The sequence below is a fragment of the Duganella sp. BJB476 genome, assembly GCF_003416895.1.
Classification (GTDB): Bacteria; Pseudomonadota; Gammaproteobacteria; order Burkholderiales; family Burkholderiaceae_D; genus Rugamonas.
In genome coordinates this window covers 141,109-165,721 of the sequence record NZ_QVIO01000002.1, presented here as the reverse complement: position 1 = coordinate 165,721, position 24,613 = coordinate 141,109, and the positions used below count along the sequence as shown (strand labels likewise).

Here is a 24,613-nt window from a genome sequence, read left to right as displayed (position 1 = left end):
GGTTAGCGCAGCGGTACGCCGAACCATCGTGCTGCGGCCTGGGAGGCTTCCGCTTCGACCGGGGAAGCCCCGCCGGCCCAGGCGACAAAGCCGTCCGGGCGCACCAGGATGGCGCTCACGCCCAAGCTGTCCTTGACCTGGGCCGCGACGTAGGAAACACGCTCGTTCCAGCGGCTGGCCCATGCCTGCCAAGGCTGGCGGACGTCGAAGTCCAGCAGCAGGCCACGGCCCTTGCTCAGCAGTTCTCCCAGCCTCCTGCCGTCGACTAACTCGAAATCGGGAGCGCTGCGGCCCACCAGCGGATGGCCGCCGCCCAAATCGTAGCGCAGGGAGACGCCCCACACGCGCTCTGCAAAATAGGTCGCACCATCGCGTGTGCCGATCAGATCCCGGACGATGGCCTCGAGCGCGCGTGCGTGCCGGCTTGGCCGCATCAGCGCCACCTGCGCGCGCGACCAGTCAAGCACCTGCGCGCCGACCGGATGCCGCTCGCTGGTATAGCTGTCGAGCAGGCCGGCCGGCGCATCGCCGCGTATGGTGGCTGCAAGTTTCCATCCCAGGTTCATCGCGTCGCCCAGTCCCAGGTTGAGTCCCTGGCCGCCCAGTGGCGAGTGGATGTGTGCGGCGTCGCCGGCCAGCAGTACCCGTCCTTTGCGGTAGGTGGCCGCCTGGCAGGCGCGGTCGGTCCAGGTGGTGGCCAGCCCCAGCGCCGTCAGCGTGACGTCGGTACAGCTGACGCGACGCAGGACCGCCTGCACCTGTTCCAGAGTGATCGGCTGCGTGCGGTGAAAGGCGCCGCCGTCGAATTCGACCATCGCAATCGTGCCTGGCCGTGACTGAAAATACATGCCCGTTGGCGTGTAGTGGCGGCCTGCCTGCAACTGTTCTGGATCGGCCATGTCGACTTGCACCGAATAGCCGGTGAACTCGGGATCGGTGCCGGTGAACTCGAAGCCCAGCGCTTTGCGCACCGTGCTGCGGCCGCCATCGCAAGCGACCATCCAGCGTGCGCGGATGGTTTCGCCGCCGGCCCGGATGGTCACCACATCGTCTGACTGCCCGACTTCGTCGACGCCGATGCCGCGCCGGATCTCGACTCCCAGCATGGCGGCGCGTGCGGCCAGGGACGTTTCGATGTGCTCCATGTCGGCCGCCATATTGGTGTCGGCGGGACTGGACAGGCGATATGGCCATTGCGACGTATCGATATCGGCGTCGTCGAACGGGATGCCGGCGAAATGACCGGCCTGGCGGCGCGGCGGCGCACCGGGCGCCGCCGCCGCGATGTCCGCCAGCAGGCCGCGGCGATAGAAAGCTTCGACGCTCGTCACCGACAGGCCGCGCATGCCGAATGGGAGCCGCTTCAATGGACTGCGCGGGTCTTCGCTCCGCTCCAGCACCAGCACCGGGATGCCCGCGAGCCCAAGCTCGCTGGCGAGAAACAGGCCGACAGGACCTGCGCCGGCAATGACGACGTCATAAATCATGGGAACTCCTTCAGCGCAAAGGCGCCTAAATGGTCAGACAAAAAAGGGGGGAGCACTGGCGATCAGTGTCAATCAACCCGCCGGACACAAGACGGCTTGCCGCCTTTGCGGCAGCGTTGTGTCAGACGGGTAGGCTCAAGATGTGAGCAGTGGGGGAGGGCAACCTCAATTGGTGGCGGTGCTGATTGCACCAGCGTGATAGTGGTTAAGAAACCGCCAGGTGTCAAGCCGCCGGCGTGAATTTTTCCAGCACCGTCGCGATACCCTGGCCGCCGCCGATGCACTGGGCGGCCAGTGCGTAGCGGCCGCCGGTGCGCGCCAGCAGCGCCGCCGCCTTGCCGGTGATGCGCGCGCCGGTGGCGCCCAGCGGATGGCCGATCGCCATGCCGCCGCCGTCGATATTCAAGACCTCCGGCCGGATTCCCAGCTCGCGCACGCAGGCCAGCGCCTGCGAGGCGAAGGCCTCGTTAATCTCCGCCACATCGATATCGCTCGCCTGCAGGCCGGCCAGCTTCAGCGCCTTTTGCGTGGCCGGAATCGGACCGATGCCCATCAGCGCCGGATCGCAACCCACCGCCGCCATCGAGACGATGCGCGCGGTTGGCTTCAGGCCGTGCTTGCGGGCGAATTCCTCGCTGGTGACCAGCACCGCCGAGGCGCCGTCGGTCAGCGGCGACGAGGTGCCGGCCGTGACCACGCCATGCTCGGGATCGAACACCGGCTTCAATGCTGCCAGCGCTTCGACCGTGGTGGCGGGGCGGATGCAGCCGTCTTCCGCCACCACCTCGCCGGCGCCAGTGGTGATCGACACGATTTCATCCTTCAGCAAACCGGCCGCGCGGGCGGCAGCCGCCTTCTGGTGCGACTGGAAGGCCAGCACTTCCTGGTCGGCGCGCGACACCTCGTATTTACGGGCGACGTTTTCGGCGGTGTCGCCCATGCTGATGTAGGCGTCGGTTTCCGCCAGCAGCTGCGGGTTGGGCGAGAAGTTGTAGCCGCCCTGCGGCACCATCGTCATCGATTCGACGCCGACGCACAGATAGGCCTCGCCCAGGCCGGCCTCGATCTGCGCGGCGGCGATGTGGATGGCCGACATCGACGAGCCGCAGAAGCGGTTGATCGTCATGCCCGGCACCGCGTGCGGAAAGCCGGCCAGCAGCGAGACGATGCGCGCCAGGTTGTTGCCCTGCGAGGATTCCGGGTAGGCGCAGCCGAGGATCACATCGTCCAGCAGCGCCGGGTCGAGGCCGGTGCGCTGCATCAGGCCTCGCACCACCTGGGCGCCCAATTCGTCGGGACGGACTTCGGCCAGCTTGCCTTTGCGGGAGAAATGGAAGGGGGAACGGGCATAGGCGCTGATCACTGCTTTCATGGTGGAACTCCTTTAAATGATGATCGTAATGATTGATATATTACGCTCGTCATGTATGATGTCAATAGCTTAGTGGGAGAACGACATGAAAGTCAGCAGGGAACAAGTGGCGCTCAACCGCGAGCGCATCGTTGAAACGGCGGCGCGGCTATTCCGCGAAAAAGGCTACGACGGCATCGGCGTGGCCGATCTGATGAAGAGCGCCGGCCTGACGCACGGCGGCTTCTACGGTCATTTCGCCTCCAAGGAAGACTTGCTGGCCGAAGCAGCCGCCCATGCGCTGAAAAAATCGGTGCAGCGCTGGGAAGGATATCTGGCCGAAGGGCGCGACACGGCGCTGGAGAAAATCAGCGACGGCTACCTGACCAGGCAGCATTGCGAGCATCCGGAGAAGGGCTGCTCGGTCACCGCGCTGGGCGCCGACATCGCGCGCCTCGGGCCCAAGGCGCGCCACGCGCTGACCGAGGGCGCAATCGGGCAGATGGCGGTGCTGGAAGAGCTGATGCCGGGCGCGGATCCGGCGGCGCGGCGCAGGCAGGCGCTGGCCAGTTATGCCTCGATGGTCGGCGCCATCGTGCTGGCGCGCGCCGTCGACGACGAACAGCTGTCCGCGGAAATCCTGCAGGCAGTGCAGCAATCGCTGCCTGCAGGATCGTAGCTTACGGGCTGTTGCCGCTGACCGCCGTCAGAAGCGGTGGCGCATGCCGACCTGGATCCCTTTGCTGGCCTCGCCCGGCTTGGAGGTAAATCCGCCCGAGGCGCTGGCGGCGCCGATCGCATACTGGCCATCGCCCTGATTCCTGATGTAGGCCGCCACCATGTACAAATCGGTGCGCTTGGACAGGTTGTGGTCGTAGCCCAGGGCGAACTGGGTGGCGTCGCTACCGGACGCGGTCTTGTCTTGCTGGCGCGCCACCGAAGCCATGATGCGCCCGGCGCCGACCTGATAGTGGAAGCCGACCTGGGTGCTGGCGGCGTTCAGGTAGAAGGTGCGCGCGAGCGTGCTGTGCAGCTGACCCGCCAGCACCGGGCCGAGGGCCGGGCCGAAGGCGGCGAAGGTCGGGGCCAGGGCGGCGTCGGCGTACAGGATGATCACCGAGTTGTCGTTGCGCTGCCGGTGGTAACCGGCGAACAGTTTCCAGTTGTCGATCTTGTAGGAACCGCCCAGCGTGGTGGTGATCAGGCCGGGATTGCCGAGTTGATCGGTGCCACGGTTGTGACCGAGGCCGACTTCCACCCCGTTCGCCTTGTAGAACAGGTTGGCGCCCCAGGAGCGTTTGTCCATGCCGATATAGCCCGAGTTCTCGGTGCCGTACATCAGCGCGGCACTGATGCCGTTCGGCGATTGCACGCGGTATTGTATCGATTTGTCGGAACGGATCGCCACGCCCGCAGTCAACAAGCCGCCGGTGCCGCCGACGATGCCGCCCCAGCCGCCAGCTGTGCCGGTTTCGAACACGTCGGCGTTGGCCAGCACTTCATAATCGGGGGTGTACATCCGTCCAAGCAGGACGGCGCCCACCGGCGTCACCAGGCCCACCATCGACGTGCGGTCGAACAGGGCGCCGTTGATGTTGACGTTGATCGGGGGCTGTAGCGCGCTTTGCACGCCAGCCAGCAGTTTGGCCGCGGTGGCTGCGCCGCCGGCGGCGGCCGGCACGGTGAAGTTCAAGCCTTTGGTCAGGGCGTAACCCTGGTTGCTGGATAAATTGCCCGCCTGATTGCTGCCATTGTCGAGCTGGACGCGCATCTCAAGGTTGAAGACAGCCTTGTAGCCGCCGCCCATGTCTTCCGTACCCTTGAATCCCAGGCGGGAACCGTCGGCGATGCCGCTGACCAGTTTGGTCCGGGCGTCGTTGCCGCCATTGTTGACGTACATCAGGCCGGCATCGGCAATCCCGTAGATCGCGACAGATGACTGGGCCAGGACGGGGGCGGCGCAACATGCGGCGATCATGCCAGCAAGTAATTTTGTTTTCATATGTCTCCAGTAGTTGTTTATTTTTTTTCGATTTTAAACCGAACGTTCGTACTATTTAGAACGTTTCCTCAATATGCCAGTGCCGTCGGCACTTGTACAGAACGCCGCGCATGGCGGGAAATTTGGAGTTGCAAAAGAGACACAAGCGCGGTTTTCCATCGCGACAGCACTTGGTCTTATGTGAATTTCGTATATGTAAGAATAAAAAACGTCTAAGGCTGGGCCGCTCGAGCCCGATCGCGTAGACTGGCGGTATTTTCAAGCACCACGGACTGACAATGCTGCATTGGTTGAAGCACTACCGGCGCGAACTACTGGCCGGCGACATCTCCGCCGGCCTGGTGGTGGCGATGATGATGATCCCGCAGGGCACCGCCTACGCACTGGTGGCGGGCCTGCCGCCGGTGGTCGGGATTTACGCCAGCATCCTGCCGCCGATTATCTACGCGCTGTTCGGCAGCAGCATGACGCAATCGGTGGGGCCGATGGCCATCATCTCGCTGATGACGGCCACCGTCATCGGTCCGCTGGCGCCTGCCGGCTCATCGCTGGCCGCGGTGCTGGCGGCGCAACTGGCGCTGATCTCCGGCGCGGCGCTGCTGCTGTGCGGCGTGCTGCGCATGGGCTTCCTGGCCAACTTCTTTTCCCGTCCCGTGATGAGCGGCTTTACCGTCGGCTCGGCGCTGGTGATCGCCTACGACCAGCTGCATACCTTGCTCGGCGCCGAACTGCCGCATGTGCATCTGCCAAGCGCCGTGCTGGGAGTCGGATCGCTGCTGCTGCTGGTGCTGTCGAAACAATACCTGGCCGGCCTGCTGAAACGCTGCGGCATGCGCCCGGCGGCGGCGGATATCGCCGCCAAGCTGGCGCCGATGGTGGTGGTATTGGCCGGCATCGTGCTGATGGCCACCACCGGCCTGGTCGGGATGGGCGTGCGCACCACCGGCGCCATCCCCGGCGGCCTGCCGCAGCTGAACCTGGCCAGCTCCAGCGCGCACTGGAAGCCGCTGCTGCAACCGGGGCTGCTGATCGGCTTTATCATTTTCCTGATGTCGATGTCGGCGGCGCAGTCGCTGGCGCTCAAGCGCAACGAAAAGCTGGTCAGCAACCATGAGCTGATCGGCCTGGGCGCGGCCAATGTCGCCAGCGCGCTGACCGGCGGCTTCCCCGTCACCGGCAGCCTGTCGCGCTCCGCCGTCAATTTCGCCGCCGGCGCCAACACGCCGCTGGCCAGCCTGATCACCGCCGCGCTGCTGGCCTGCGCGCTGCTGGCGCCCACCGGCTGGCTGGCGCTGCTGCCGCTGCCGGTGCTGGCCGCGACCATCATCGTCGCCGTGCTCGGCCTGTTGGAACTGGACATCGTGCGCACCGCCTGGCAGTACGACCGCGGCGACGTGCTGGCCTGGGGCGCGACCTGCCTGGGCGTGTTGGTGCTGGGCGTGGAGGCGGGCGTGGTGATCGGCGTGGCGCTGTCGATGGGCACCCTGATCTGGCGCGCCAGCCGGCCGCATATCGCGGTGCTGGGCCGCATCGCCGGCACCGAACATTTCCGCAATATCGAACGCTATCCGGCCGAAACCCAGCCGGAGCTGCTGGTGCTGCGCATCGACGCCAATCTGTTCTTCGGCAATATGGAGGCGGTGGCCGAGCGCATCGAATGCGAACTGGCCACCCACGCCAGCGCGCGCCACCTGGTGCTGGTGATGACGGCGGTCAGCTCGATCGACACCACCGCGCTGTACGCGCTGTGCGAACTGAACCAGAGCCTGAAGCGGCGCGCCATCGGCCTGCACCTGGCCGAAGTGAAGGGGCCGGTGCTGGACCGCCTGCGCAACAGCGCGCTGCTGCGCGAGCTGAACGGACAGCTGTTCCTGAGCACGGCCATCGCCTGCGACCATTTGCATACTGTCAAGGATGTTGCTTGAATGTGTAAAAACTTGCTGATCCTGTAATTAAATCCTTTTGGGCAATTAAATGCATGGACTTCAGGTCGGTTTACTCCTATGATTTAAGTCGAAGATACATAGATTAACCCCAAAGAATGGTTTTCCGATGTTGGATCGACTTGCTCGCCGTGCAGGAAGAGTATCAATTGCCGTGTTCGTCAGCGTTACGCTGACCGCCGTGGTAACGCTGGTATTGACTACTTTTGCGCTGTACTTCTACCAGGTCGAACGCGCCCAGCGCTGGGAACAACTGCACAAGACGCTGGCCAATAGCGCCGAAGAGTTGGCCGCCGCCGTGGCGCTGCCGGCCTGGAACTTCGACGAGACCCAGATCGTCACCATCATGAAGAGCGGCTTGAGCAACCGCGACCTGTATGCCAGCGCCGTCGCGCCGGTGGCCAGCAACCATCCCTTCATCATCACCCGCAACGACCAGGCGCAGCTGATCACCACCAGCAGCATGCCGGACAATCCCGAGCTGCTGTCCGAGCGGCGCGCCATCGTCGCCGGTGGGCAGAACATCGGCGTCATCACCGTGTACGCCTCGCCGGCCGGCTTGATCGAGCAGCTGCGCCAGCGCCTGTACACCATCGGCGGCATGATCTTCGTGCTGGATGTGACGCTGGTGCTGAGCCTTTACCTGCTGCTGTGGCAGCTGATCCTCAAGCCGCTGACCACCATCGAACGTTACGCCGCCAACGTCAAGGCCGGCCAGAACCCCGGCGCCTTGCCGCCTAGCGACTGGTTCTTCGGCGAGCTGAAAACCCTGAACGGCTCGATCCGCGAGATGGTGCGCCTGATGGACAGCCGCTACGTCGCCATGCACGCCAGCGAGGAGCGGCTGCAGATCGCCAGTAGCGCGGCGGCGATCGGCATCTGGGACTGGAACATCCCCAGCGACGAAGTGGTGTGGGACGAGCAGATGTACCGCCTGCACGGCATCGAGGGCCGCAAGGTGGAACGGCCGTTCGAGCTGTGGCGCAGCATGATGCATCCCGACGACGCCATTCCCACCGAGGCGCTGCTGCGCCAGGCGCTGAACGGCCATGCGGAATTTGACGTCGAGTTCCGCGTGGTCTGGGCCGACGGCTCGGTGCACCACATCAAGGGCGATGCCATGATCTTCCGCGACGCCGACGGCCAGCCGGCGCGCATGGTCGGCGTCAACTACGACGTCACCGCCAGCCGCGTGGCCGAGCAGGAGCTGCGCCGCCACCGCATCCACCTGGAAGACCTGGTGGCCGAGCGCACCAACGCGCTGTCGGTCGCGGTGCTGCAGGCGCAGGCCGCCAACCAGGCCAAGAGCATCTTCCTGGCCAATATGAGCCACGAGCTGCGCACGCCGCTCAATTCCGTGATCGGCTTCTCGCGCCTGATGGCGGACTCCAAGAACATGCTGCCGGAAGAGAAGCGCAACCTGGCCATCATCCACCGCTCCGGCCAGCACCTGCTCACGCTGATCAACGACATCCTGGAGCTGTCCAAGATTGAAGCCGGCCGCGCCGTCCTGCAAACCGAGGTGGTGGGCCTGGACGACATGCTGCAGGAAGTGATGGACATGGTCAGCATGCGCGCCGGCCAGACCGGCGTCGAGCTGGAACTGGACGCCGCCGGCCTGCCCGCCGGCGCCCGCGTGGACGGCACCAAGCTGCGCCAGGTGCTGCTCAACCTGATGTCGAACGCGGTCAAGTTCACGGGGCAGGGCAAGGTCACGCTGCGGGTGCGCGGCGCCATGCGCAATGTGCTCAACGGCGGCCGCTGCGAGCTGGAATTCGCCGTCATCGACACCGGTCCCGGCATCTCGCCGGCTGACCAGGCGCGGATTTTTGAACCCTTCATCCAGGCCGAGGGACCGGGCGCGCATGAAGGCACGGGCCTGGGCCTGACCATTTCGCGCGAATTCGTGCAGCTGATGGGCGGCGAGCTGACGGTGCAATCGGCGCCCGGCGCCGGCGCCACCTTCCGTTTCGCCATCGCGGTGCAGGTGGCCGACGGCGTGCCGCTCGACGGCGAAGACGATGAAGTGACGGCGCTGGCGCCGCCGCAGCGCGGCCGCCGCATCCTGGTGGCCGATGACAACGCCGACGGCTGCGCGCTGCTGGAAAGCCTGCTGCAGCCGCTGGGTTTCGAAGTGGCGGTGGTGGGCGACGGCGCCCAGGCGCTGGCGATGGTCGACGTCTGGCGGCCGGACCTGGTGTTCATGGACTGGCGCATGCCGGCGCTCGATGGCCTGAGCGCGACGCGCCAGATCCGCGCCAACGCCGCCGGCCCGCAGCCAAAAGTGGTGATGCTGACCGCGTCCGCCTTTGCCGAGGAACGGGAAGAGGCGCTGGGCGCGGGCGCCGATGAATTCATGCGCAAGCCGGTCGAACAGGACCAGTTGTACGCGGTGCTGGAGCAGCAGCTGGGCGTGCAGTTCCAGCGCCGCCACCACAGCGCGCGCCTGCCTTTGCCGCCGCCGCTGTCGCGCGACGATTTGGGCTTGCTGGAGCCGGTGCTGCGCCAGCAGCTGAAAACCGCCTTGCAGGAGCTGAACCTGGCGCGGGTGGCGCTGTTGTTGGCGCCCTTGCCGCTGGAGCTGGGCGAGGTGGTCGAACGCATCGAGCACATGATACGGCTGCACCAGTATCCGCAGCTGTGCGGTTTGCTGGACGAAGCGGGGAATGAGTTGGAAGCGCAGGCCTGACGGGTATATGATAGTGGCAGCCAATATGGCGGCAAAACGTGGCAGCAAACCAGGCGAAAGAGCATTACATGCATCGGGATTTGTCGGAACAACACACCAAGGGCGAAGTGCTGATCGTGGAGGACACGCCGGCCTCGCTCAAACTGCTGAGCGACCTGCTGACCGAAGCGGGCTACTACGTGCGCCAGGCGCCCAACGGCGAGCTGGCCCTGTGGACCGCGCAGTCACGTCCGCCGGAACTGATACTGCTGGATGTGCGCATGCCCGGCATCGACGGCTTCGAAGTGTGCCGCCGCCTGAAGGCGTCGCCGGAGCTGAGCCAGGTGCCGGTGATCTTCCTGTCGGCCCAGCATGACACCGACGACAAGGTGCGCGGCTTTGCGCTGGGCGCCGTCGACTTCATCGCCAAGCCGTTCCAGGCCGAGGAAATCCTGGCCCGCACCGACGCCCACGTGCGGCTGGGCCGCGCCCAGCAGGCGCTGGCGGCCGAACGCGCCTTGCTGGAGGAGCGCGTGATCGAGCGCACCACCGAGCTGGCCGCGCTGGCCGCGTCGCTGGAAAAGGAAGTCGAGCAGCGCCGCGCCAACGAAGAATTCATGCGTCTTTCCAGCCAGGTGTTCGAGGCCACCCAGGACGCCATCGTCGTCACCGACCGCGACGCGCGCATCGTCGCCACCAATCCCGCCTTCACCCAGATCTCCGGCTACAGCGCTGAGGAGGTGGTGGGGCAGAGCGTGGCGCTGCTGCACGCCGGCGAGCCGGACGCCAAGTCCTTCGAGCTGATGGCGCAGTCCATCGTCAAGACCGGCCACTGGTCGGGCGAGATCCTGGCGCGTCGCAAGAACGGCGACACCTATCCCGGCCTGCTGAGCGCCTCGGTGGTCAAGGACGAGCAGGGCCACGTGATCAACCACGTGGCGGTGTTCATGGACCTTACCGAGCGCAAGGCCGAGCAGCACCTGATCGATTTCCTGTCCAACCACGACGCGCTGACCGGCCTGCCGAACCGCCTGCTGGCGCGCCAGCGCTTCGAGCAGACGCTGGCCACGGCCAAGCGCGAGCACCGCTGTGTGGCCGTCATGTGCCTGGACCTGGACCGCTTCAAGAGCATCAACGACTCCTACGGCCACGACGTCGGCGACAAGGCGCTGCAGGTGGTGTCGAAGTTCCTGTCCGAGACCGTGCGCGAAGGCGACATCGTCACCCGCCAGGGCGGCGACGAATTCCAGATCATCGTGCCGGACGACGCCCAGCTGGGCGCGACGATGGCGCTGGCGCAGAAGATCCTGGGCGGCCTGCGCAAGGAACTGATGATCGACGGCCAACAGATCACCGTCACCTCCAGCATCGGCATCGCCGTCAGCCTGACCGACGGCGACAGCTTCGATGAGCTGGTGCGCAACGGCGACACGGCGCTGTTCCGGGCCAAGGAAATCGGCCGCGACAACTACGCCTTCTTCACCGAGCGCATGGACGCGGAAATCCGCGACAAGCTGGCGATCCAGGGCCAGCTGCGCGGCGCCATCGCGCGCGACGAATTCGAGGTGCACTACCAGCCGCAAATGTGTTTGAAGACCGGCGCCATGCTGGGCGCGGAAGCGCTGCTGCGCTGGGATAACGCGGTGCTGGGCAAGGTGCCGCCGAACCGCTTCATCCCGCTGGCCGAGGAGTACGGGCTGGTGAACTCGATCGGCGAATGGGTGCTGGAGAGCGTGTGCGCGCAGATCAAGGTGTGGCACGACCAGGGGCTGGGCGACATCAAGGTGTCGGTCAACCTGGCGGCCGGCCAGTTCGCCAACGACGCCACGGTGCCGTATGTGGAAAGCACGCTGCGCAAGTTCGGCGTCGCGCCCGAGTACCTGGGCCTGGAAATCACCGAAGGCACGGTGATGGGCGATCCGGACAAGGCGGTGGCGGCGTTGCGCCGCCTGAAGGCCATCGGCGTCAGCGTCTCGCTGGACGACTTCGGCACCGGCTATTCCAGCTTGAGCTACCTGAAGCGCTTCCCGATCGACGTGCTGAAGATCGATAAATCCTTTGTCGACGACGTCACCACCAACGCCAACGACGCCGCCATCGCGCTGTCGGTGATCTCGCTGGCGCACAACCTGAACATGCGTGTGATCGCCGAGGGTGTGGAGACCCGCGAGCAGGTGCAGTTCCTGACCGAACGCGGTTGCGACGAGATGCAGGGCTACTTCTTCAGCCGCCCCGTCAGCGCCGATGCCTTCACCGCGCTGCTGCGCGAACGCCGCAACCTGTTGGACATGTAATCAACCCTTCCCCTGGAGTGTTATGGAAAAGAAGTTCAGCGCCGCCATCGCCGGCGCATGCATGTTGTTAGCCGCCACAGTCACCGTTGCCGCCCATGCCGATCCGGCGCCGGCCATCAAGCCCGGCCCCGCCGACGCGCAGTTCAAAGCCATCTACACCCAGGAGTGGAAGTGGCGCATCAGCCAGAAACAGGAAGAGGATGAAGACGACGACAACGGCGTCTCGCCGTCGCTGCCGCGCATCGATGCCGTCACCCAGGCCAAGCGGCTGGCGTACTGGCAGGGCGTGATGAAGAAGCTGGACGGCATCTCGCAGGACAAGCTGTCGGCGCCGGAGCGCATCAATTACCAGGTGTACAAGGCGCAGATCGCCGCGCTGATCGCCGGCCAGGTGTTCCGCGAATACGAGAAACCGCTGAACGCCGATTCGGCCTTCTGGTCCAATATGGCATCCGGCGCGCGCAAGCCGCTGACCAATGAAAAGCAGTTCCAGGACTATCTGAAGCAACTGGCGGAGACGCCGCGCTACTTCAACGAGGAGATGGACAATATGCGCGCCGGCCTGGCGCGCGGCTTCACGCCGCCCAAGGTCACGCTGATCGGCCGCGATTCGTCGATCACCTCCGTCACCGACGCCAAGACGCCGCAGGACACGGTGTTCTACTTCCCGTTCAAGAGCATGCCGGCCACCATGCCGGCGGCGCAGCAGGAAGCGCTGCGCGCGGAAGGCGTGAAGGCGATCCAGGCCTACGTGGTGCCGTCGTATGCCAAGCTGCTCAAGTTCATGCGCGAGGAGTATGTGCCGAAGGCGCGCGAGGCGCTGGCGGCCGAGAGCCTGCCGGACGGTAAAGCCTACTACCAGTCGAAGATCGTCGAGTTCACCACCACCACGATGAGCGCGGACCAGATCCACCAGATCGGCCTGAGCGAAATGGCCAAGATCCGCGCCGAGATGCACGACGTGATCAAGCAGACCGGCTTCGAAGGCGACCTGCCGGCCTTCCTGCAATTCCTGCGCACCGATCCGCGCTTCTACGCCAAGACGCCGGAAGAGCTCTTGATGCGCTCCGCCTGGGTGGCCAAGAAGTTCGACGCCAAGGTCGGCCAGTACTTCGGCTACCTGCCGCGCCGCCGCTTCGCGGTGATCCCGGTGCCGGACGACCAGGCGCCGTTCTACACCTCGGGCCGTGGCGGTCCGGGCGTCTACCTGGTCAACACCTACAATCTGCCGGCGCGCGCGCTGTATTCGATGCCGGCGTTGACGCTGCACGAATCGGCGCCGGGCCACGCCTTCCAGATGCCGGTGGCGATGGAGCAGAAGGGCCGTCCGCCGTTCCGCAACGCCTATATCTCGGCGTATGGCGAAGGCTGGGCGCTGTACTCGGAGCGCTTGGGCGTGGAGATGGGCATGTACGAAACGCCGTATGAGGTGTTCGGCATGTTGAGCTACCAGGCCTGGCGCGCGTCGCGGCTGGTGGTCGACACGGGCATCCACAGCAAGGGCTGGACCCGCAAGCAGGCGCAGGACTACCTGCACGACAACACCGCGCTGTCCGATCATGAGATCGAGACGGAAGTGGACCGCTATATTTCGTGGCCGGGCCAGGCGCTGTCCTACTACCTGGGCGAGATGAGCATCATCAACGCGCGCAAGAAGGCCGAGGCGGCGCTGGGCACCAAGTTCGACATCCGCGCCTTCCACGACACGGTGCTGCAACTGGGCTCCGTGCCGCTGCCGGTGCTGGAGGCGCGCATCGACCTGTTCATCGCGGAAGGCGGCAAGAGCCCGTATCCGAACCTGGACTAGGCCGGTAGTTGCAGTGAAAATGTGTTGGCGGAGAGGGCAATGCCTCACGATGCTACAATTCCGCCAACTGCATTCATGCTGCACGTTGACCTCATGAAGCCATCTATTGCATTCCATGCACATCGCGAAGCAATCCGGAGGATTGTGTTGGGTCATCGCGCCAGCAATCCCCGCGTGTTCGGATCTGCGCTGCAGGGGTGCGATAAGGAAGATAGTGACCTGGACATCCTTATTGATCCAACCCCTGATACCACGTTATTCGATATAGGCGCCATCCGCCATGAACTCTCCTCGTTACTGGGCGTGCCGGTAGACGTGCTGACTCCAAAGGCGTTACCAGAAAAATTCCGCGCGGCTGTGTTGGCGGAGGCAGTTCCGATATGAGTAAGGATCAGCAGCGTCTAATCGATTGTCTGGAACACATGCTTCAGGCGATCGAATCGTTGCAGATGTGATGCGAGTCGGGTGATCATCTGACAAGGACAGGTCCGGGCTTTGTTCAGACTGTCCATGCAATGGCTTCCAGAAGCCGTTGCAGTTTGACTGCGCGATTCGCGTTGACCATCTTTACGTGCGAAATCCTGCCTGCCAGATGGGCGTGGAAGTCGGGATGGCGATCTCGGTTCTGGGACGCAGGCCCATGCCGCACGCAGTTCGTCAGCGTGGCTTTCAGTCTGTCGTATTCGTCGCGCGCGATGTTGGGGTGGGCGTTGACCACAACGCCGGTCAACCGCTGGCGGGTTCCTTCGCGCATCAGGCGTGTCTTGCGGGTGTTGATGCGGAAGCCCTCCTCAAGCGCAATGGCGGCGACCTGGATATTGAAGCGTTCCGCGGCGCGCGCAAAATCACGATCGCCGGAAAATGCCAGGTCATCCGCGTAGCGGCTGTACGTCGCGCCCAGCGACTGCGCCAGCGCTTCCAGGCGCATGTCGAGACGGTAGGCGCACAGATTGGCCAGCGCGGGCGAGCAGGGAGAACCTTGCGGCAGGTGGGGTGACCTCAAGACCTGGCGCTCGGCCCATGGGAGCGAACCGGCTTCCTTAAAAACGCCTTGTGGTGCGCGGTTCACGCAAATGCGTGCCAGCGTTCCGGCCACTGCCGGCGGGTAGTCCAGTTTTTCGAACAGCGCATGGATGCGCGCGAGTTGTATGCTCGGGAAAAAATCCTTCAGGTCCATGCGGACGACGACAGGTCGACCGGCGTGCAGCGCTGCGTGGGTGACGCAGGAATGTCCGCGCCGGAAGCCATGGGCGGCGGGGTGCGGCGGCAGCCGATCGAGCAGGTGGCGCAGTATCTTTTGCTGCAAGACGCGCAGGCGCGCCTTGGGGATTTCGATCAGGCGCTGGCCGCCGTTGCGTTTTGGAACCCATCGGTAGTGGTAGTGCTGCAGGCGCGATTGCGCGTCGCTCGCCAGGCGCCATTGGTCGGCGAACCAGGCGAGCGCGCCGACCGGTTCGTCCAGCCAGGCTGCCAGGGCGCCGACCGAGGGCAGTTGCGGCAGCGCGAGCGCGGCGACCCATGCGGTCTGCGGCGGGCGGATAGGCGGCTCGATGCAGTAGCGCCGCACTTCCGGCAATTCCAGGCGCTCCGCTACTTCCGTGTATTCCTCGGGATTGTCTTCATCCTCGTCGTCATGGACGTCGTCGCTTCCGCGGCCGAGGAGATGCAGCAGGATGTCGGCGAGTTCGTGCCGGCTGAAGTGATAGAAGTTTTCGCCGGTCCGTTCGATGAGCGCCGCGCAGATGCTGGGCGCCCATAACGGCGACATACCGAAAACACTGCCACATGCCGAGATCAGGCTGCCCAGGCTGCGGTCGGAGGCCAGCATCGTGTCGGCCAACGCCAACACGGTAAGTTTTTCGATATTCATGCTGAGTGAAAGGAGCGGAGAGCCTTCAACGAGTCTCGTGATGCGTGAGCTAACTTGCGTGGTAACGCAACGCGGCTCATGCGGCGAAGTGCTGAACATTAAACATCCCACGGGGTAGCCCCGTAGAGGCTGTCCCTGCACGCGGCAAAGACAGGCCGGCTTGAAGGATCCGCCCCGCCCACACGGTAGCGGAGTTTTAATTAAAAATCAACAGCAGACGCGAGCTAACCAATCTGTAATCCGAAGGTGACAATGCGTGTATTTCCGCACGACATCGAGTGTGTAGAATCGCGGCCCTACAATCACCACCTTCTTCGGGCAGCACGTTGAAAAAATCGATACTCGCAGTAGCCGTCGCCGGCGCCTTGCTGGCGCATACGTCCATCCAGGCCATCGAGCAGGCGCCGCCTTCCCAGGCGCAGTCGCCGGCGCCGGCCGCGCCGGTCAAATCCTCCTTCATCACGACCATCGCTGCAGCAGCCACTGAATTGACCGAAGCGATCGGCCGGCAGCACGACATGGCGAAGCAGTTGGAGATTTATTCGAAGTTTGAATTCTCGCCTGCGCTGCAGCTCAAGCTGAAAGACGTCTTTGGCAGCGAACGCCCGTTCCTGGTTCAGCGCACCAACGGCCCCAAGGGCCAGATCACCTATGCGTCGAAACTGAAGGCTCACAGCTACCTCGATGAAAACGCTACGGCGTTTTCGTGGGCCGAGCTTAACGCCAAGAGTGTTGTCAGCAAAGGCGGAACCGTGGTCGATACCAGCGCGACTTGGCCTTCGTTGTCCGTCATCGGCACCACGGTCGGCAGCACGATTGAAAAAATCAGCGTGGACTTCAAGCACTCGCGCGCGAAGAGCGGTCTTTGGTACGGCGCCGGTGGAATCAAGATCGGTTCCATGGTGATGCGCTCGGTCACGACTGGTGCGTCGGAAGGAAAGCAACTCTTCCGAGTCGAAGGTTTCTCCACCGCCGCCAGCTCCACGCCGCGCGGCAAGCTGGTCGACATGTCTTCCGGCTTCTCGATCAAGGCTATCATTTTTGGCGATGACCGTGTCGAGCGCGTCAACTTCGGCGTGCGCATGGTGAACATGCCGGCGCAAGCGATGGCAGATCTGGATCGCGATTTGCGGCAGGCGCAGGGCAGCGGCCTGGCGCCGGACGCACAGGCCGACGTGATGTTGAGGACCATGAAGTCGTTCGGCAAGAACGCACTGGCGGCCGGCGCCAGCGTGGTGATCGACGATATCAGCGCCGGTTATCACGGGAATACGGCGTCGATCAAGGGCCGCGTCGATTTCGACAAGGTGGTGGAGGCCGATTTCGACGCGCCGATTGAGCTGGGCAAGAAGATCATCGGGCGCTTCGACGTGCGCCTGCCGGTGGCGATGGTGAACGATGTCTCGCGCCTGATGGCGAGCAAACAGGTGGATGCCGCAGCGCCCAACAGCGCCGAGCAGATCGACCTGGCGGCAAAGAACATCGCCGGCCTGGTGATCGGCAAACTGGTGAACGAGGGTTTCGCCGTGATGGAGAAAGGCGAACTGCGTTCGACGATCGAAATCAAGAACGGCAAGGTCACCTTCAACGGCAAGATCATTCCGATTCCGGGCATGCCGAACGGTGACCTGGTGCAGGTCTATCACAATGTGAAGGCGGCGCCTGCTCCGGTTCCGGCCAAGCAGTAAGCCTTAGCCGCGCAGCATGTCGCCCGCGATCCAGTCCAGCACTGGCGGGCGATGCGGCTTCCAGCCCAGTTGCGTGCGCGCCCGTTGTCCGCGCACGCGGCTGTTGGAGCCCAGGCCATACGAGGCCATTTCGTAACCCCATTCCTCCTTGGCCTGCTCCAGCGGCCAGTCCTGCGGCGCGCCCAGGTGCAGCGCGCGGGCGATGGCCGTGCTCATGTCGCGGAACGACGCCTCGCCGTTCTCGACGAAGTAGAACGCGCCCGCTTCGGTCTTTTCCAACGCCAGCAGATACAGGTCGACCACGTCGTCGATGTGGACGTTGGACCAGATATTCAGACCGCGTCCCACATGGCGCACGATGCCGCTCTTGCGGGCTTGCTTGAGCAGGCGTGGCAGCTGCACGCTGTCGCGCGGCAGCGCGCCGTGGCCGTAGATCAGCGTATTGCACAGCACCGCCGAGCGTACGCCCTGGCCGGCGGCGGCCAGCACCAGGTCGTCGATGGCCACGCGCGCGGCCTTGTCGGCGGCAGGTGGGGGCAGTTGGTCTTCGAAGTAGATGCGGTCCGTGGCTTCGCCGCCGGAGGCGTCGCCGACGATGCTGGACCCGCTGGTGTGCAGGAACACCTTGCCGGAACCGGCCAGCGCGTCGACGAAGGCTTCGACGGCAACGCGGTTGTCGCTGCTGGCGGCGTTGATGACGGCGTCGGCCGCCTGCGCCTGGGCGATCAGCAGATCGCGGTCGTTCAAGGTGCCGACCACGCCGGTCACGCCGATCCTGGCCAGCTCCTCCAGCTGTTCCGGCTTGCGTACCAGGCCTGTTACCTGATGGCCCGCGCGGACCAGGCCCGCCGCGATCGAACCGCCGATGAATCCTGCTGCGCCGGTGACGAATACTTTCATGCTGTGCTCACTTAATCAAATCGAGAAGCGAACAGTATGGGCATGAAAGCCGCGCGCAAACAGCCCGCGCGGCGCAAAGTACTCTTGATTGCGGCGCAAGGATCAGGATTGAACCTTGCGCTGCTTGCGCTTGGCGACCACCCCCAGCAAGGCCAGGCCACCGAGCAGCATGGCGTAGGCGTCCGCTTCCGGCACTGGCGCGGCGGCCACGGCGAAGGACAGGTTGTCGGCGTAGCCGTCGTTGTAGGAGCCGGCTTCGCGGGTCATGACCAGCGTGATGTCGACGGTGAGCGCGCCGACCGGGATGTAGCCTTGCGCGTCGCGCAGCAGCAGGCCGGTCTGGTTGGCGCGGTCGGTATTGGAGACCGGACCGATGCTGGCGCTGGGCAGCGCCGCACCGCCGCTGCCGAAGAAGGTGGCGGTCAGCTTGGCGTTGTCGTTCTGCGATGCATAGCCGCCCAGCCAGGCAGACAGGTCGTAGCGCGAGGCGCCGGTGTTGATCGCGGCGCTCAACGACGTCAGGTCGATGGTCTGGCTGGCAGTCGACAAAGCGTTGCTGTCGCCGCCGGCGAAGAAGTAGGTGCCGCGGTTGGACGGGCCCGGATCGGCAGGGAAGGGGAAGCCGCCGCTGGCGCCGTACTGGACGACGCTGAACGCCGACGTGGTGTTCCAGCCCGAGGTGTTGCCGGATTCGGCATTGCCATTGGCGATCAGGTTGGCGCCGAACGTGGTGGCGTGTGCGGCAGGAACCAGTGCCAGGGCAACCGCCGCAGCGGCTGCAAAAGTCGAGAAGCGCATAGCGTGTCCTTAAACGAAAACAGGGAAAGGTGCTTATTTTACAAGTAAAATTAGCAAAAGTAAAACACTGCGCCGGCGACTGGTGCACCATCGTGGTGCGGGAGATGCGCTTTGGTGCGAAAAATGTGCTTACGGCGGATGTAGCCCGTGATTCAGCTGGCACGACGCTTGCATTACATCAGGCATGCCCGATACCACCGCATCCAGAGAACTCGCCGCCAGCCACAGCGCATGGCAGGCCAGCCTCGCCCTCGGTTTTGCCGACGATGGCGGCATCACGCGGCTGTTCGACAATCGTCACTACGGCCCGCTGCGCGTGCAGAAGGCGTTGTACCCGGAGGACGCCAAGGTGTGCCACGCCATCGTGGTCCATCCGCCGGGCGGCGTGGTGGGCGGCGACCAGCTGGCGATCACCGTCGGCGTCGGCGCGCAGGCGCATGCCTTCCTCACCACGCCGGGCGCCGCCAAGTGGTACAAGGCCAACGGCAAGGTGTCGCGCCAGAGCGTGCGCCTGACCGTGGGCGCAGGCGCCGCACTCGAATGGCTGCCGCAAGAAGCCATCTTTTTTGATACCGCTAACGTGGTGCTGGAGCAGCACGTCGAACTGGCGGCCGGCGCCACCTACATCGGCTGCGAGATCCTCTGCATGGGCCGGCGCGGCTCCGGCGAAACCTTCGACACCGGCACCGTCACCCAGCGCAGCAGCATCCGCCGCGACGGTCGGTTGATCTGGTGGGAGCAGGGCGCGATGCTGGGCGGTCGCCTCGACAGCCCGCTGGCGCTGAACGGCAAAACCGTCTGCGCCACGCTGATCGCCGCCGGCAAGCCGCTCAGCGCCGCCGTGCTGAGCGAGATCCGCGCCGATATTGCCGCCGACGGCGAGCACGTTTTCGGCGTCACACAAACCAAGGGCGTGCTGGTCGCGCGCCACCTGGGCGACGACAGCGAAACCGCGCGCCGCCTGATGCTGACCGTATGGCGCCGTTTGCGCCCGCACCTGCTGGAGCGCGCGGCCGTCACGCCGCGCATCTGGCAAACCTGAAGGTAAACCCGAGAAACACCATGGACCTGACACCAAGAGAAAAAGACAAGCTGCTGATTTTCACCGCCGGCATCGTGGCGGAACGCCGCCTCGCGCGCGGCCTGAAGCTGAACTATCCGGAAGCGGTGGCGCTGATCACCTGCGCCATCATGGAAGGTGCGCGCGACGGCAAGACCGTGGCGCAGCTGATGTCCGAGGGCACCCGCATCCTCACGCGCGCCGACGTCATGGAAGGCATCGCCGAAATGATCCCCGACATCCAGGTCGAAGCCACGTTCCCCGACGGGAGCAAGCTGGTGACCGTCCATAACCCCATCCCCTAAAGGAGGTCATCATGATCCCAGGCGAATACATACTCGAAGAGGGCGAGATCGGCCTCAATGAAGGCCGCGCCACCGCGACCGTCGTGGTGACCAACCAGGGCGACCGGCCGGTGCAGGTCGGGTCGCATTTCCATTTTTTCGAAGTCAACACGGAGCTCAAGTTCGAGCGCTGGAAGGCCTACGGCATGCGCCTGAATATCGCCGCCGGCACCGCCGTGCGTTTCGAGCCGGGCCAGCAGCGCACGGTGGAGCTGGTGAAGCTGGGCGGCGATCAAAAGGTCTACGGCTTCAATGGCAAAGTCATGGGCAAGCTCGATCCCAATCCACCGAAGGGCTGACATGGCTACAATCTCGCGCCGCGCCTACTCGGAAATGTTCGGCCCCACCAAGGGGGACCGCATCCGCCTGGCTGACACCGAACTGTTTATCGAAATCGAACACGATTACGCCACCTACGGCGAAGAAGTCAAATTTGGCGGCGGCAAAGTGATCCGCGACGGCATGGGCCAGTCGCAGCGCGTGGCCGCCGACGTGATGGACACGGTGATCACCAACGCGGTGATCGTCGACCACTGGGGCATCGTCAAGGCCGACATCGGCTTGAAAAGCGGCATGATCGCCGCCATCGGCAAGGCCGGCAACCCGGACATCCAGCCGAATGTGACGATGGCCATCGGCGGCGCCACCGAGATCATCGCCGGCGAAGGCATGATCGTCACCGTCGGCGGGGTCGACACGCACATCCACTTCATCTGCCCGCAGCAGATCGAGGAAGCGCTGATGAGCGGCGTCACCACCATGATAGGCGGCGGCACCGGCCCCTCGGCCGGCACCTCGGCCACCACCTGCACGCCGGGTCCGTGGCACCTGCATTCGATGCTGGGTGCGGCCGACGCCTTCCCGATGAACCTGGGTTTCCTCGGCAAGGGCAACGTCTCGCTGCCGGAGCCGCTGGAAGAGCAGGTGCGCGCAGGCGCCATCGGCCTGAAGCTGCATGAGGACTGGGGCAGCACCCCGGCCGCCATCGACAACTGCCTGTCCGTGGCCGATCGCATGGACGTGCAGGTCGCCATCCACAGCGACACCCTCAACGAAGGCGGCTACCTGGCCGACACGCTGGCCGCGTTCAAGGACCGCACCATCCACACCTTCCACACCGAAGGCGCGGGCGGCGGCCACGCGCCGGACATCATCGCGGCGGTGGGCGAATCGAATGTGCTGCCGTCATCGACCAATCCCACGCGCCCGTTCACCGTCAATACGCTGGACGAGCACCTGGACATGCTGATGGTGTGCCACCACCTCGACGCGGCCATCGCCGAGGACGTGGCCTTCGCCGAATCGCGCATCCGCCGCGAGACCATCGCGGCCGAGGACATCCTGCACGACATCGGCGCGATCTCGATGATGTCGTCCGATTCGCAGGCCATGGGCCGGGTCGGCGAAGTGGTGATGCGCACCTGGCAGACCGCGCACAAGATGAAGGTGCAGCGCGGGCCGCTGGCGCCGGATTCGTCGCGCAACGATAACTTCCGCGTCAAGCGCTACATCGCCAAGTACACGATCAACCCGGCCATCACGCACGGCATCGCGCACGCGGTGGGTTCGCTGGAAGTAGGCAAGATCGCCGACCTGGTGCTGTGGAAGCCGGCCTTCTTCGGCGTCAAGCCGCAGACGATTTTAAAGGGCGGCATGATCGCCGCCGCGCAGATGGGCGATCCGAACGCTTCGATCCCGACGCCACAGCCGGTGCATTACCGGATGATGTTCGGCGCCTTTGGCGGCGGCTTGAAGAAGTCGTTCACCTTTGTCTCGCAGGCGGCGTTCGACGCCGGCATCGGCGACCAGCTCAAGTTGAACAAGACGCTGATCGTCGCCAAAGATATGCGCTCGCTGCGCAAGTCCGACATGATCCATAACGGCGCCACGCCGAAGATGAGTGTCGATCCCGAAACCTATGAAGTGCGCGCCGATGGCGAGTTGTTGGTCTGCGAGGCCGCGGCCACGCTGCCGATGGCGCAGCGCTACTTCTTGTTCTGAACAATCATGCTGACACTGCACACTAAAATCCCGAGCGCCGACAACATCGCGGCCCAACTGGTGCTGCCTTACGAACTGCGCGAGAAGTGCCGCCTGCGGGCTACGCTCGACACCGGCGAGGACGTCGCCGTGTTCACCGTGCGCGGCACCGTGCTGCGCGACGGCGACCTGCTGACCGGCGAGGACAAGCGCGTGGTCAAGGTGGTGGCCGCGCCGGAGCCGACCTACAAAATCACCTGCGCCGATGCGCACACCTTGCTGCGCTGCGCTTTCCACCTCGGTAACCGCCATACGCAGGCGCAGGTCGGCGACGGCTTCCTGCGCATCCGCGCGGACGCGGTGCTGAAGGAAATGCTGGCCGGTCTGGGCGCGACGGTGGTGGAGGAGAAGGCCGCCTTCGAGCCGGAGTCCGGCGCGTATGGCGGCGGGCACGGGCACCACCACGAAGGTCCGCTGGCGCCGATTCCGCTGCGCCAAAAGATCCACCGGCCCGGCGATCCGAAATGATGCAAGCCTCGGCGCTGCTCAATCTCCTGCAATTCGCCAGTCCGGCCCTGCCGATCGGCGCGTACAGCTATTCGCAGGGGCTGGAGGCGGCGCTGGAAACCGGCATCGTCCACAACGCCGACACCGCGCGCGCCTGGATACTGCGCCATCTGCATGAAGTGGTCGCGCAGTGGGAGGCGCCGGTGTGCTGGCGCCTGATGCAAGCCTGGTCGCGGCGCGACTGGCAGGCCGCCTCCGAATGGAGCGAGCGCTTCATCGCCTCGCGCGACAGCGCCGAGTTCCGCGCCGAGACCATCCAGATGGGTTACTCGCTGACCAAGCTGGTGGCGGAACTGGGCTTCGTCGACGCCGAAATGCTGGCGCAGCTGCAGGGCCAAACGGAAGTCGCATTGCCGATCGCCTTTGCCTGCGCCGTCGCCGCGCTGGACATCCCGCACGACGCCGCATTGCTGGCGATGCTGTTCGCGTGGGCCGAGAACCAGGTGCTGGTCTGCGTCAAATCCGTGCCGCTGGGGCAGGTGGCGGGCCAGCGCATCTTGCTGTCGCTGCGTGCAGACATCGAAGCCGCCGCCCGCCATGCGCAAACCGTCGCCGACGACGACATGAGCAACTGGGCGCCCGGCCTGTCGCTGCTGTCGATGCAGCATGAAGTGCAGTACAGCCGTTTATACCGATCCTGAAAGAGAACCAATCATGACACCAACTTCCAACCCCCTGCGCGTCGGCATCGGCGGCCCGGTCGGCTCCGGCAAGACCGCCTTGTGCGAGATGCTGTGCAAAGGCATGCGCGATCAGTTCGACATGGCCGTCATCACCAACGACATCTACACCAAGGAAGACATGGAGATCCTGCTGCGCGCCGACGCGCTGCCGGCCGAGCGCCTGATGGGCGTGGAGACCGGCGGCTGTCCGCACACGGCGATCCGCGAAGACGCATCGATCAACCTTGAAGCCATCGCCCGCATGCAGGCCGACTTCCCCAGTCTTGACCTGATCCTGGTGGAATCGGGCGGCGACAACCTGGCCGCGACCTTCAGCCCGGAGCTGTCGGACCTGACGATCTACGTGATCGACGTGGCCGGCGGCGAGAAGATCCCGCGCAAGGGTGGCCCCGGCATCACTCGTTCAGATCTGCTGATCATCAACAAGACCGACCTGGCGCCGCACGTCGGCGCCGATCTCGATGTGATGGCGCGCGACGCCAAGCAGCAGCGCGGCGCGCGGCCGTTCGTGTTCACCAATCTGCGCAGCGGCGACGGCGTGGCCGCCGTCATCGATTTCATCCGCGAGCAAGGCCTGCTCGGACAAACTTCACACTTCGCAAAGGAAATCCAATGAAGACGCAACGCATCGCGGCGGCAGCCGTACTGGTACTGGCCTGTGCCGCCGCATCGGCCCACCCGCAAACGGGCGGCGCGCACACGCACGGATTCTTCGACGGTTTCGTCCATCCGTTTACCGGCCTCGATCACTTGCTGGCGATGCTGGCTGTGGGGATCTGGAGCGCGCGCCAGTCCAACGCGCAGTGGCTGCCGGCGACCTTCCTCGGCATGATGCTGTTCGGCGTGCTGACCGGCGTGGCGGGGCTGGCGATACCCGGACTGGAAACCGGCATCGCGCTGACGGTGGCCTTGATGGGCGTGATGATCGCGGTGGCGGCGCGCCTGCCGGCGGCGCTGGGCGCGCTGATGGTCGGCGCGTTCGCGCTCTTGCACGGCAACGCGCACGGCCATGAACTGCCGGAGGCGGCCAGCGCCATGGGCTTGCTGGCTGCCAGCGCGCTGCTGGTCTACGGAGGAAGGATGCTGGGCCGCGTGAGCCCGGCGCTGGCGCTGAAGCTTGCCGGCGCCGCGATTGCCGCCACCGGCGTGATGCTGGTGGCGACGGTCTAGC

Annotated in this window: 21 protein-coding genes; 15 read left to right on the top strand and 6 right to left on the bottom strand. The window is 64.9% G+C overall.

The genetic code is table 11. The annotated features are described in order from the left end of the window. Nucleotides 1-2: 2 nt before the first annotated feature. Together D0T21_RS10205 and D0T21_RS10200 are read right to left on the bottom strand one after the other, a co-directional pair. A complete protein-coding gene (locus D0T21_RS10205; RefSeq protein ID WP_116989942.1) occupies nt 3-1,487 on the bottom strand; it encodes an FAD-dependent monooxygenase in 1,485 nt (494 codons plus the stop codon). Between the two features lie 223 nt (nt 1,488-1,710). Beyond that, a complete protein-coding gene (locus D0T21_RS10200) occupies nt 1,711-2,859 on the bottom strand; it encodes a thiolase family protein (protein WP_116989943.1) in 1,149 nt (382 codons plus the stop codon). 85 nt (nt 2,860-2,944) lie between these two features. On the opposite strand from D0T21_RS10200, the gene D0T21_RS10195 reads away from it, so the two are divergent. Next, nucleotides 2,945-3,517 carry a TetR/AcrR family transcriptional regulator gene (locus tag D0T21_RS10195; RefSeq protein ID WP_116989944.1) on the top strand — a complete coding sequence of 191 codons (573 nt, stop codon included), beginning with the start codon at nt 2,945-2,947 and terminating at the stop codon, nt 3,515-3,517. 27 nt (nt 3,518-3,544) lie between these two features. On the opposite strand, the gene D0T21_RS10190 is transcribed toward D0T21_RS10195, so the two are convergent. Then, nucleotides 3,545-4,840, bottom strand: a complete 1,296-nt coding sequence (locus D0T21_RS10190; RefSeq protein ID WP_229211431.1) for a porin — start codon at nt 4,838-4,840, stop codon at nt 3,545-3,547. Between the two features lie 278 nt (nt 4,841-5,118). On the opposite strand from D0T21_RS10190, the gene D0T21_RS10185 reads away from it, so the two are divergent. The 5 genes from D0T21_RS10185 to D0T21_RS10165 all read left to right on the top strand — a co-directional run bounded on the left by D0T21_RS10185 (nt 5,119) and on the right by D0T21_RS10165 (nt 13,936). Next, the gene (locus tag D0T21_RS10185) at nt 5,119-6,765 is read left to right on the top strand and encodes a SulP family inorganic anion transporter (protein WP_116989946.1); all 1,647 of its coding nucleotides are present in this window, start codon (nt 5,119-5,121) and stop codon (nt 6,763-6,765) included. 172 nt (nt 6,766-6,937) lie between these two features. Continuing rightward, entirely contained in the window at nt 6,938-9,472 is a 2,535-nt protein-coding gene (locus D0T21_RS10180; protein ID WP_229211430.1) for an ATP-binding protein, read from the top strand. A 68-nt stretch (nt 9,473-9,540) separates the two neighbouring features. Beyond that, nucleotides 9,541-11,745, top strand: coding sequence for an EAL domain-containing protein (locus D0T21_RS10175; RefSeq protein WP_116989948.1), 2,205 nt, complete (start codon nt 9,541-9,543; stop codon nt 11,743-11,745). A 22-nt stretch (nt 11,746-11,767) separates the two neighbouring features. Beyond that, nucleotides 11,768-13,552 carry a DUF885 family protein gene (locus tag D0T21_RS10170; RefSeq protein ID WP_116989949.1) on the top strand — a complete coding sequence of 595 codons (1,785 nt, stop codon included), beginning with the start codon at nt 11,768-11,770 and terminating at the stop codon, nt 13,550-13,552. A gap of 93 nt (nt 13,553-13,645) precedes the next feature. After that, the gene (locus tag D0T21_RS10165) at nt 13,646-13,936 is read left to right on the top strand and encodes a nucleotidyltransferase family protein (RefSeq protein ID WP_116990069.1); all 291 of its coding nucleotides are present in this window, start codon (nt 13,646-13,648) and stop codon (nt 13,934-13,936) included. A gap of 115 nt (nt 13,937-14,051) precedes the next feature. Here D0T21_RS10165 and D0T21_RS10160 read toward each other — a convergent pair whose 3' ends face one another. Then, nucleotides 14,052-15,422: a reverse transcriptase family protein gene (locus D0T21_RS10160; RefSeq protein WP_116989950.1), complete on the bottom strand. Its 1,371-nt coding sequence runs from the start codon at nt 15,420-15,422 to the stop codon at nt 14,052-14,054. A gap of 326 nt (nt 15,423-15,748) precedes the next feature. On the opposite strand from D0T21_RS10160, the gene D0T21_RS10155 reads away from it, so the two are divergent. Next, complete coding sequence (locus D0T21_RS10155; protein ID WP_147328084.1) at nt 15,749-17,110, top strand: DUF945 family protein; 1,362 nt, start codon at nt 15,749-15,751, stop codon at nt 17,108-17,110. A gap of 3 nt (nt 17,111-17,113) precedes the next feature. Here D0T21_RS10155 and D0T21_RS10150 read toward each other — a convergent pair whose 3' ends face one another. Together D0T21_RS10150 and D0T21_RS10145 are read right to left on the bottom strand one after the other, a co-directional pair. Continuing rightward, the gene (locus D0T21_RS10150) at nt 17,114-18,010 is read right to left on the bottom strand and encodes an NAD-dependent epimerase/dehydratase family protein (RefSeq protein ID WP_116989952.1); all 897 of its coding nucleotides are present in this window, start codon (nt 18,008-18,010) and stop codon (nt 17,114-17,116) included. Between the two features lie 102 nt (nt 18,011-18,112). Beyond that, the gene (locus D0T21_RS10145; RefSeq protein ID WP_116989953.1) at nt 18,113-18,808 is read right to left on the bottom strand and encodes a PEP-CTERM sorting domain-containing protein; all 696 of its coding nucleotides are present in this window, start codon (nt 18,806-18,808) and stop codon (nt 18,113-18,115) included. Between the two features lie 184 nt (nt 18,809-18,992). On the opposite strand from D0T21_RS10145, the gene D0T21_RS10140 reads away from it, so the two are divergent. The 8 genes from D0T21_RS10140 to D0T21_RS10105 are packed head-to-tail and all read left to right on the top strand — an operon-like array spanning nt 18,993 to nt 24,612. After that, the gene (locus D0T21_RS10140) at nt 18,993-19,850 is read left to right on the top strand and encodes an urease accessory protein UreD (RefSeq protein ID WP_116989954.1); all 858 of its coding nucleotides are present in this window, start codon (nt 18,993-18,995) and stop codon (nt 19,848-19,850) included. A 20-nt stretch (nt 19,851-19,870) separates the two neighbouring features. Beyond that, nucleotides 19,871-20,173, top strand: a complete 303-nt coding sequence (locus D0T21_RS10135; protein ID WP_116989955.1) for an urease subunit gamma — start codon at nt 19,871-19,873, stop codon at nt 20,171-20,173. Between the two features lie 11 nt (nt 20,174-20,184). Beyond that, nucleotides 20,185-20,511, top strand: coding sequence for an urease subunit beta (locus D0T21_RS10130; RefSeq protein ID WP_116989956.1), 327 nt, complete (start codon nt 20,185-20,187; stop codon nt 20,509-20,511). A 1-nt stretch (nt 20,512) separates the two neighbouring features. Then, nucleotides 20,513-22,213, top strand: coding sequence for an urease subunit alpha (gene ureC / locus D0T21_RS10125; protein ID WP_116989957.1), 1,701 nt, complete (start codon nt 20,513-20,515; stop codon nt 22,211-22,213). 6 nt (nt 22,214-22,219) lie between these two features. Then, nucleotides 22,220-22,720 carry an urease accessory protein UreE gene (ureE, locus tag D0T21_RS10120; protein ID WP_116989958.1) on the top strand — a complete coding sequence of 167 codons (501 nt, stop codon included), beginning with the start codon at nt 22,220-22,222 and terminating at the stop codon, nt 22,718-22,720. Continuing rightward, nucleotides 22,720-23,400, top strand: a complete 681-nt coding sequence (locus tag D0T21_RS10115) for an urease accessory protein UreF (protein WP_116990071.1) — start codon at nt 22,720-22,722, stop codon at nt 23,398-23,400. The genes ureE and D0T21_RS10115 overlap by 1 nt, the downstream gene beginning before the upstream one ends. Before the next feature lie 10 nt (nt 23,401-23,410). Beyond that, on the top strand, nt 23,411-24,058 hold the full coding sequence (gene ureG / locus D0T21_RS10110) for an urease accessory protein UreG (protein ID WP_116990070.1): 648 nt from the start codon (nt 23,411-23,413) through the stop codon (nt 24,056-24,058). Continuing rightward, entirely contained in the window at nt 24,055-24,612 is a 558-nt protein-coding gene (locus D0T21_RS10105) for a HupE/UreJ family protein (RefSeq protein ID WP_116989959.1), read from the top strand. Before ureG ends, D0T21_RS10105 begins: the two co-directional genes overlap by 4 nt. Nucleotide 24,613: the final 1 nt, after the last annotated feature.

What these genes read in the sequence shown, in the direction of transcription:
- D0T21_RS10130 (WP_116989956.1), top strand. Translation starts at nt 20,185, where the DNA reads ATGATCCCAGGCGAATACATACTCGAAGAGGGCGAGATCGGCCTCAAT.
- D0T21_RS10175 (WP_116989948.1), top strand. Translation starts at nt 9,541, where the DNA reads ATGCATCGGGATTTGTCGGAACAACACACCAAGGGCGAAGTGCTGATC.
- D0T21_RS10150 (WP_116989952.1), bottom strand. Translation starts at nt 18,010, where the DNA reads ATGAAAGTATTCGTCACCGGCGCAGCAGGATTCATCGGCGGTTCGATC.
- D0T21_RS10135 (WP_116989955.1), top strand. Translation starts at nt 19,871, where the DNA reads ATGGACCTGACACCAAGAGAAAAAGACAAGCTGCTGATTTTCACCGCC.
- D0T21_RS10195 (WP_116989944.1), top strand. Translation starts at nt 2,945, where the DNA reads ATGAAAGTCAGCAGGGAACAAGTGGCGCTCAACCGCGAGCGCATCGTT.
- ureE (WP_116989958.1), top strand. Translation starts at nt 22,220, where the DNA reads ATGCTGACACTGCACACTAAAATCCCGAGCGCCGACAACATCGCGGCC.
- D0T21_RS10160 (WP_116989950.1), bottom strand. Translation starts at nt 15,422, where the DNA reads ATGAATATCGAAAAACTTACCGTGTTGGCGTTGGCCGACACGATGCTG.
- D0T21_RS10145 (WP_116989953.1), bottom strand. Translation starts at nt 18,808, where the DNA reads ATGCGCTTCTCGACTTTTGCAGCCGCTGCGGCGGTTGCCCTGGCACTG.
- ureC (WP_116989957.1), top strand. Translation starts at nt 20,513, where the DNA reads ATGGCTACAATCTCGCGCCGCGCCTACTCGGAAATGTTCGGCCCCACC.
- D0T21_RS10200 (WP_116989943.1), bottom strand. Translation starts at nt 2,859, where the DNA reads ATGAAAGCAGTGATCAGCGCCTATGCCCGTTCCCCCTTCCATTTCTCC.
- D0T21_RS10115 (WP_116990071.1), top strand. Translation starts at nt 22,720, where the DNA reads ATGCAAGCCTCGGCGCTGCTCAATCTCCTGCAATTCGCCAGTCCGGCC.
- D0T21_RS10140 (WP_116989954.1), top strand. Translation starts at nt 18,993, where the DNA reads ATGCCCGATACCACCGCATCCAGAGAACTCGCCGCCAGCCACAGCGCA.
- D0T21_RS10205 (WP_116989942.1), bottom strand. Translation starts at nt 1,487, where the DNA reads ATGATTTATGACGTCGTCATTGCCGGCGCAGGTCCTGTCGGCCTGTTT.
- D0T21_RS10185 (WP_116989946.1), top strand. Translation starts at nt 5,119, where the DNA reads ATGCTGCATTGGTTGAAGCACTACCGGCGCGAACTACTGGCCGGCGAC.
- D0T21_RS10165 (WP_116990069.1), top strand. Translation starts at nt 13,646, where the DNA reads ATGAAGCCATCTATTGCATTCCATGCACATCGCGAAGCAATCCGGAGG.
- D0T21_RS10170 (WP_116989949.1), top strand. Translation starts at nt 11,768, where the DNA reads ATGGAAAAGAAGTTCAGCGCCGCCATCGCCGGCGCATGCATGTTGTTA.
- D0T21_RS10190 (WP_229211431.1), bottom strand. Translation starts at nt 4,840, where the DNA reads ATGAAAACAAAATTACTTGCTGGCATGATCGCCGCATGTTGCGCCGCC.
- D0T21_RS10105 (WP_116989959.1), top strand. Translation starts at nt 24,055, where the DNA reads ATGAAGACGCAACGCATCGCGGCGGCAGCCGTACTGGTACTGGCCTGT.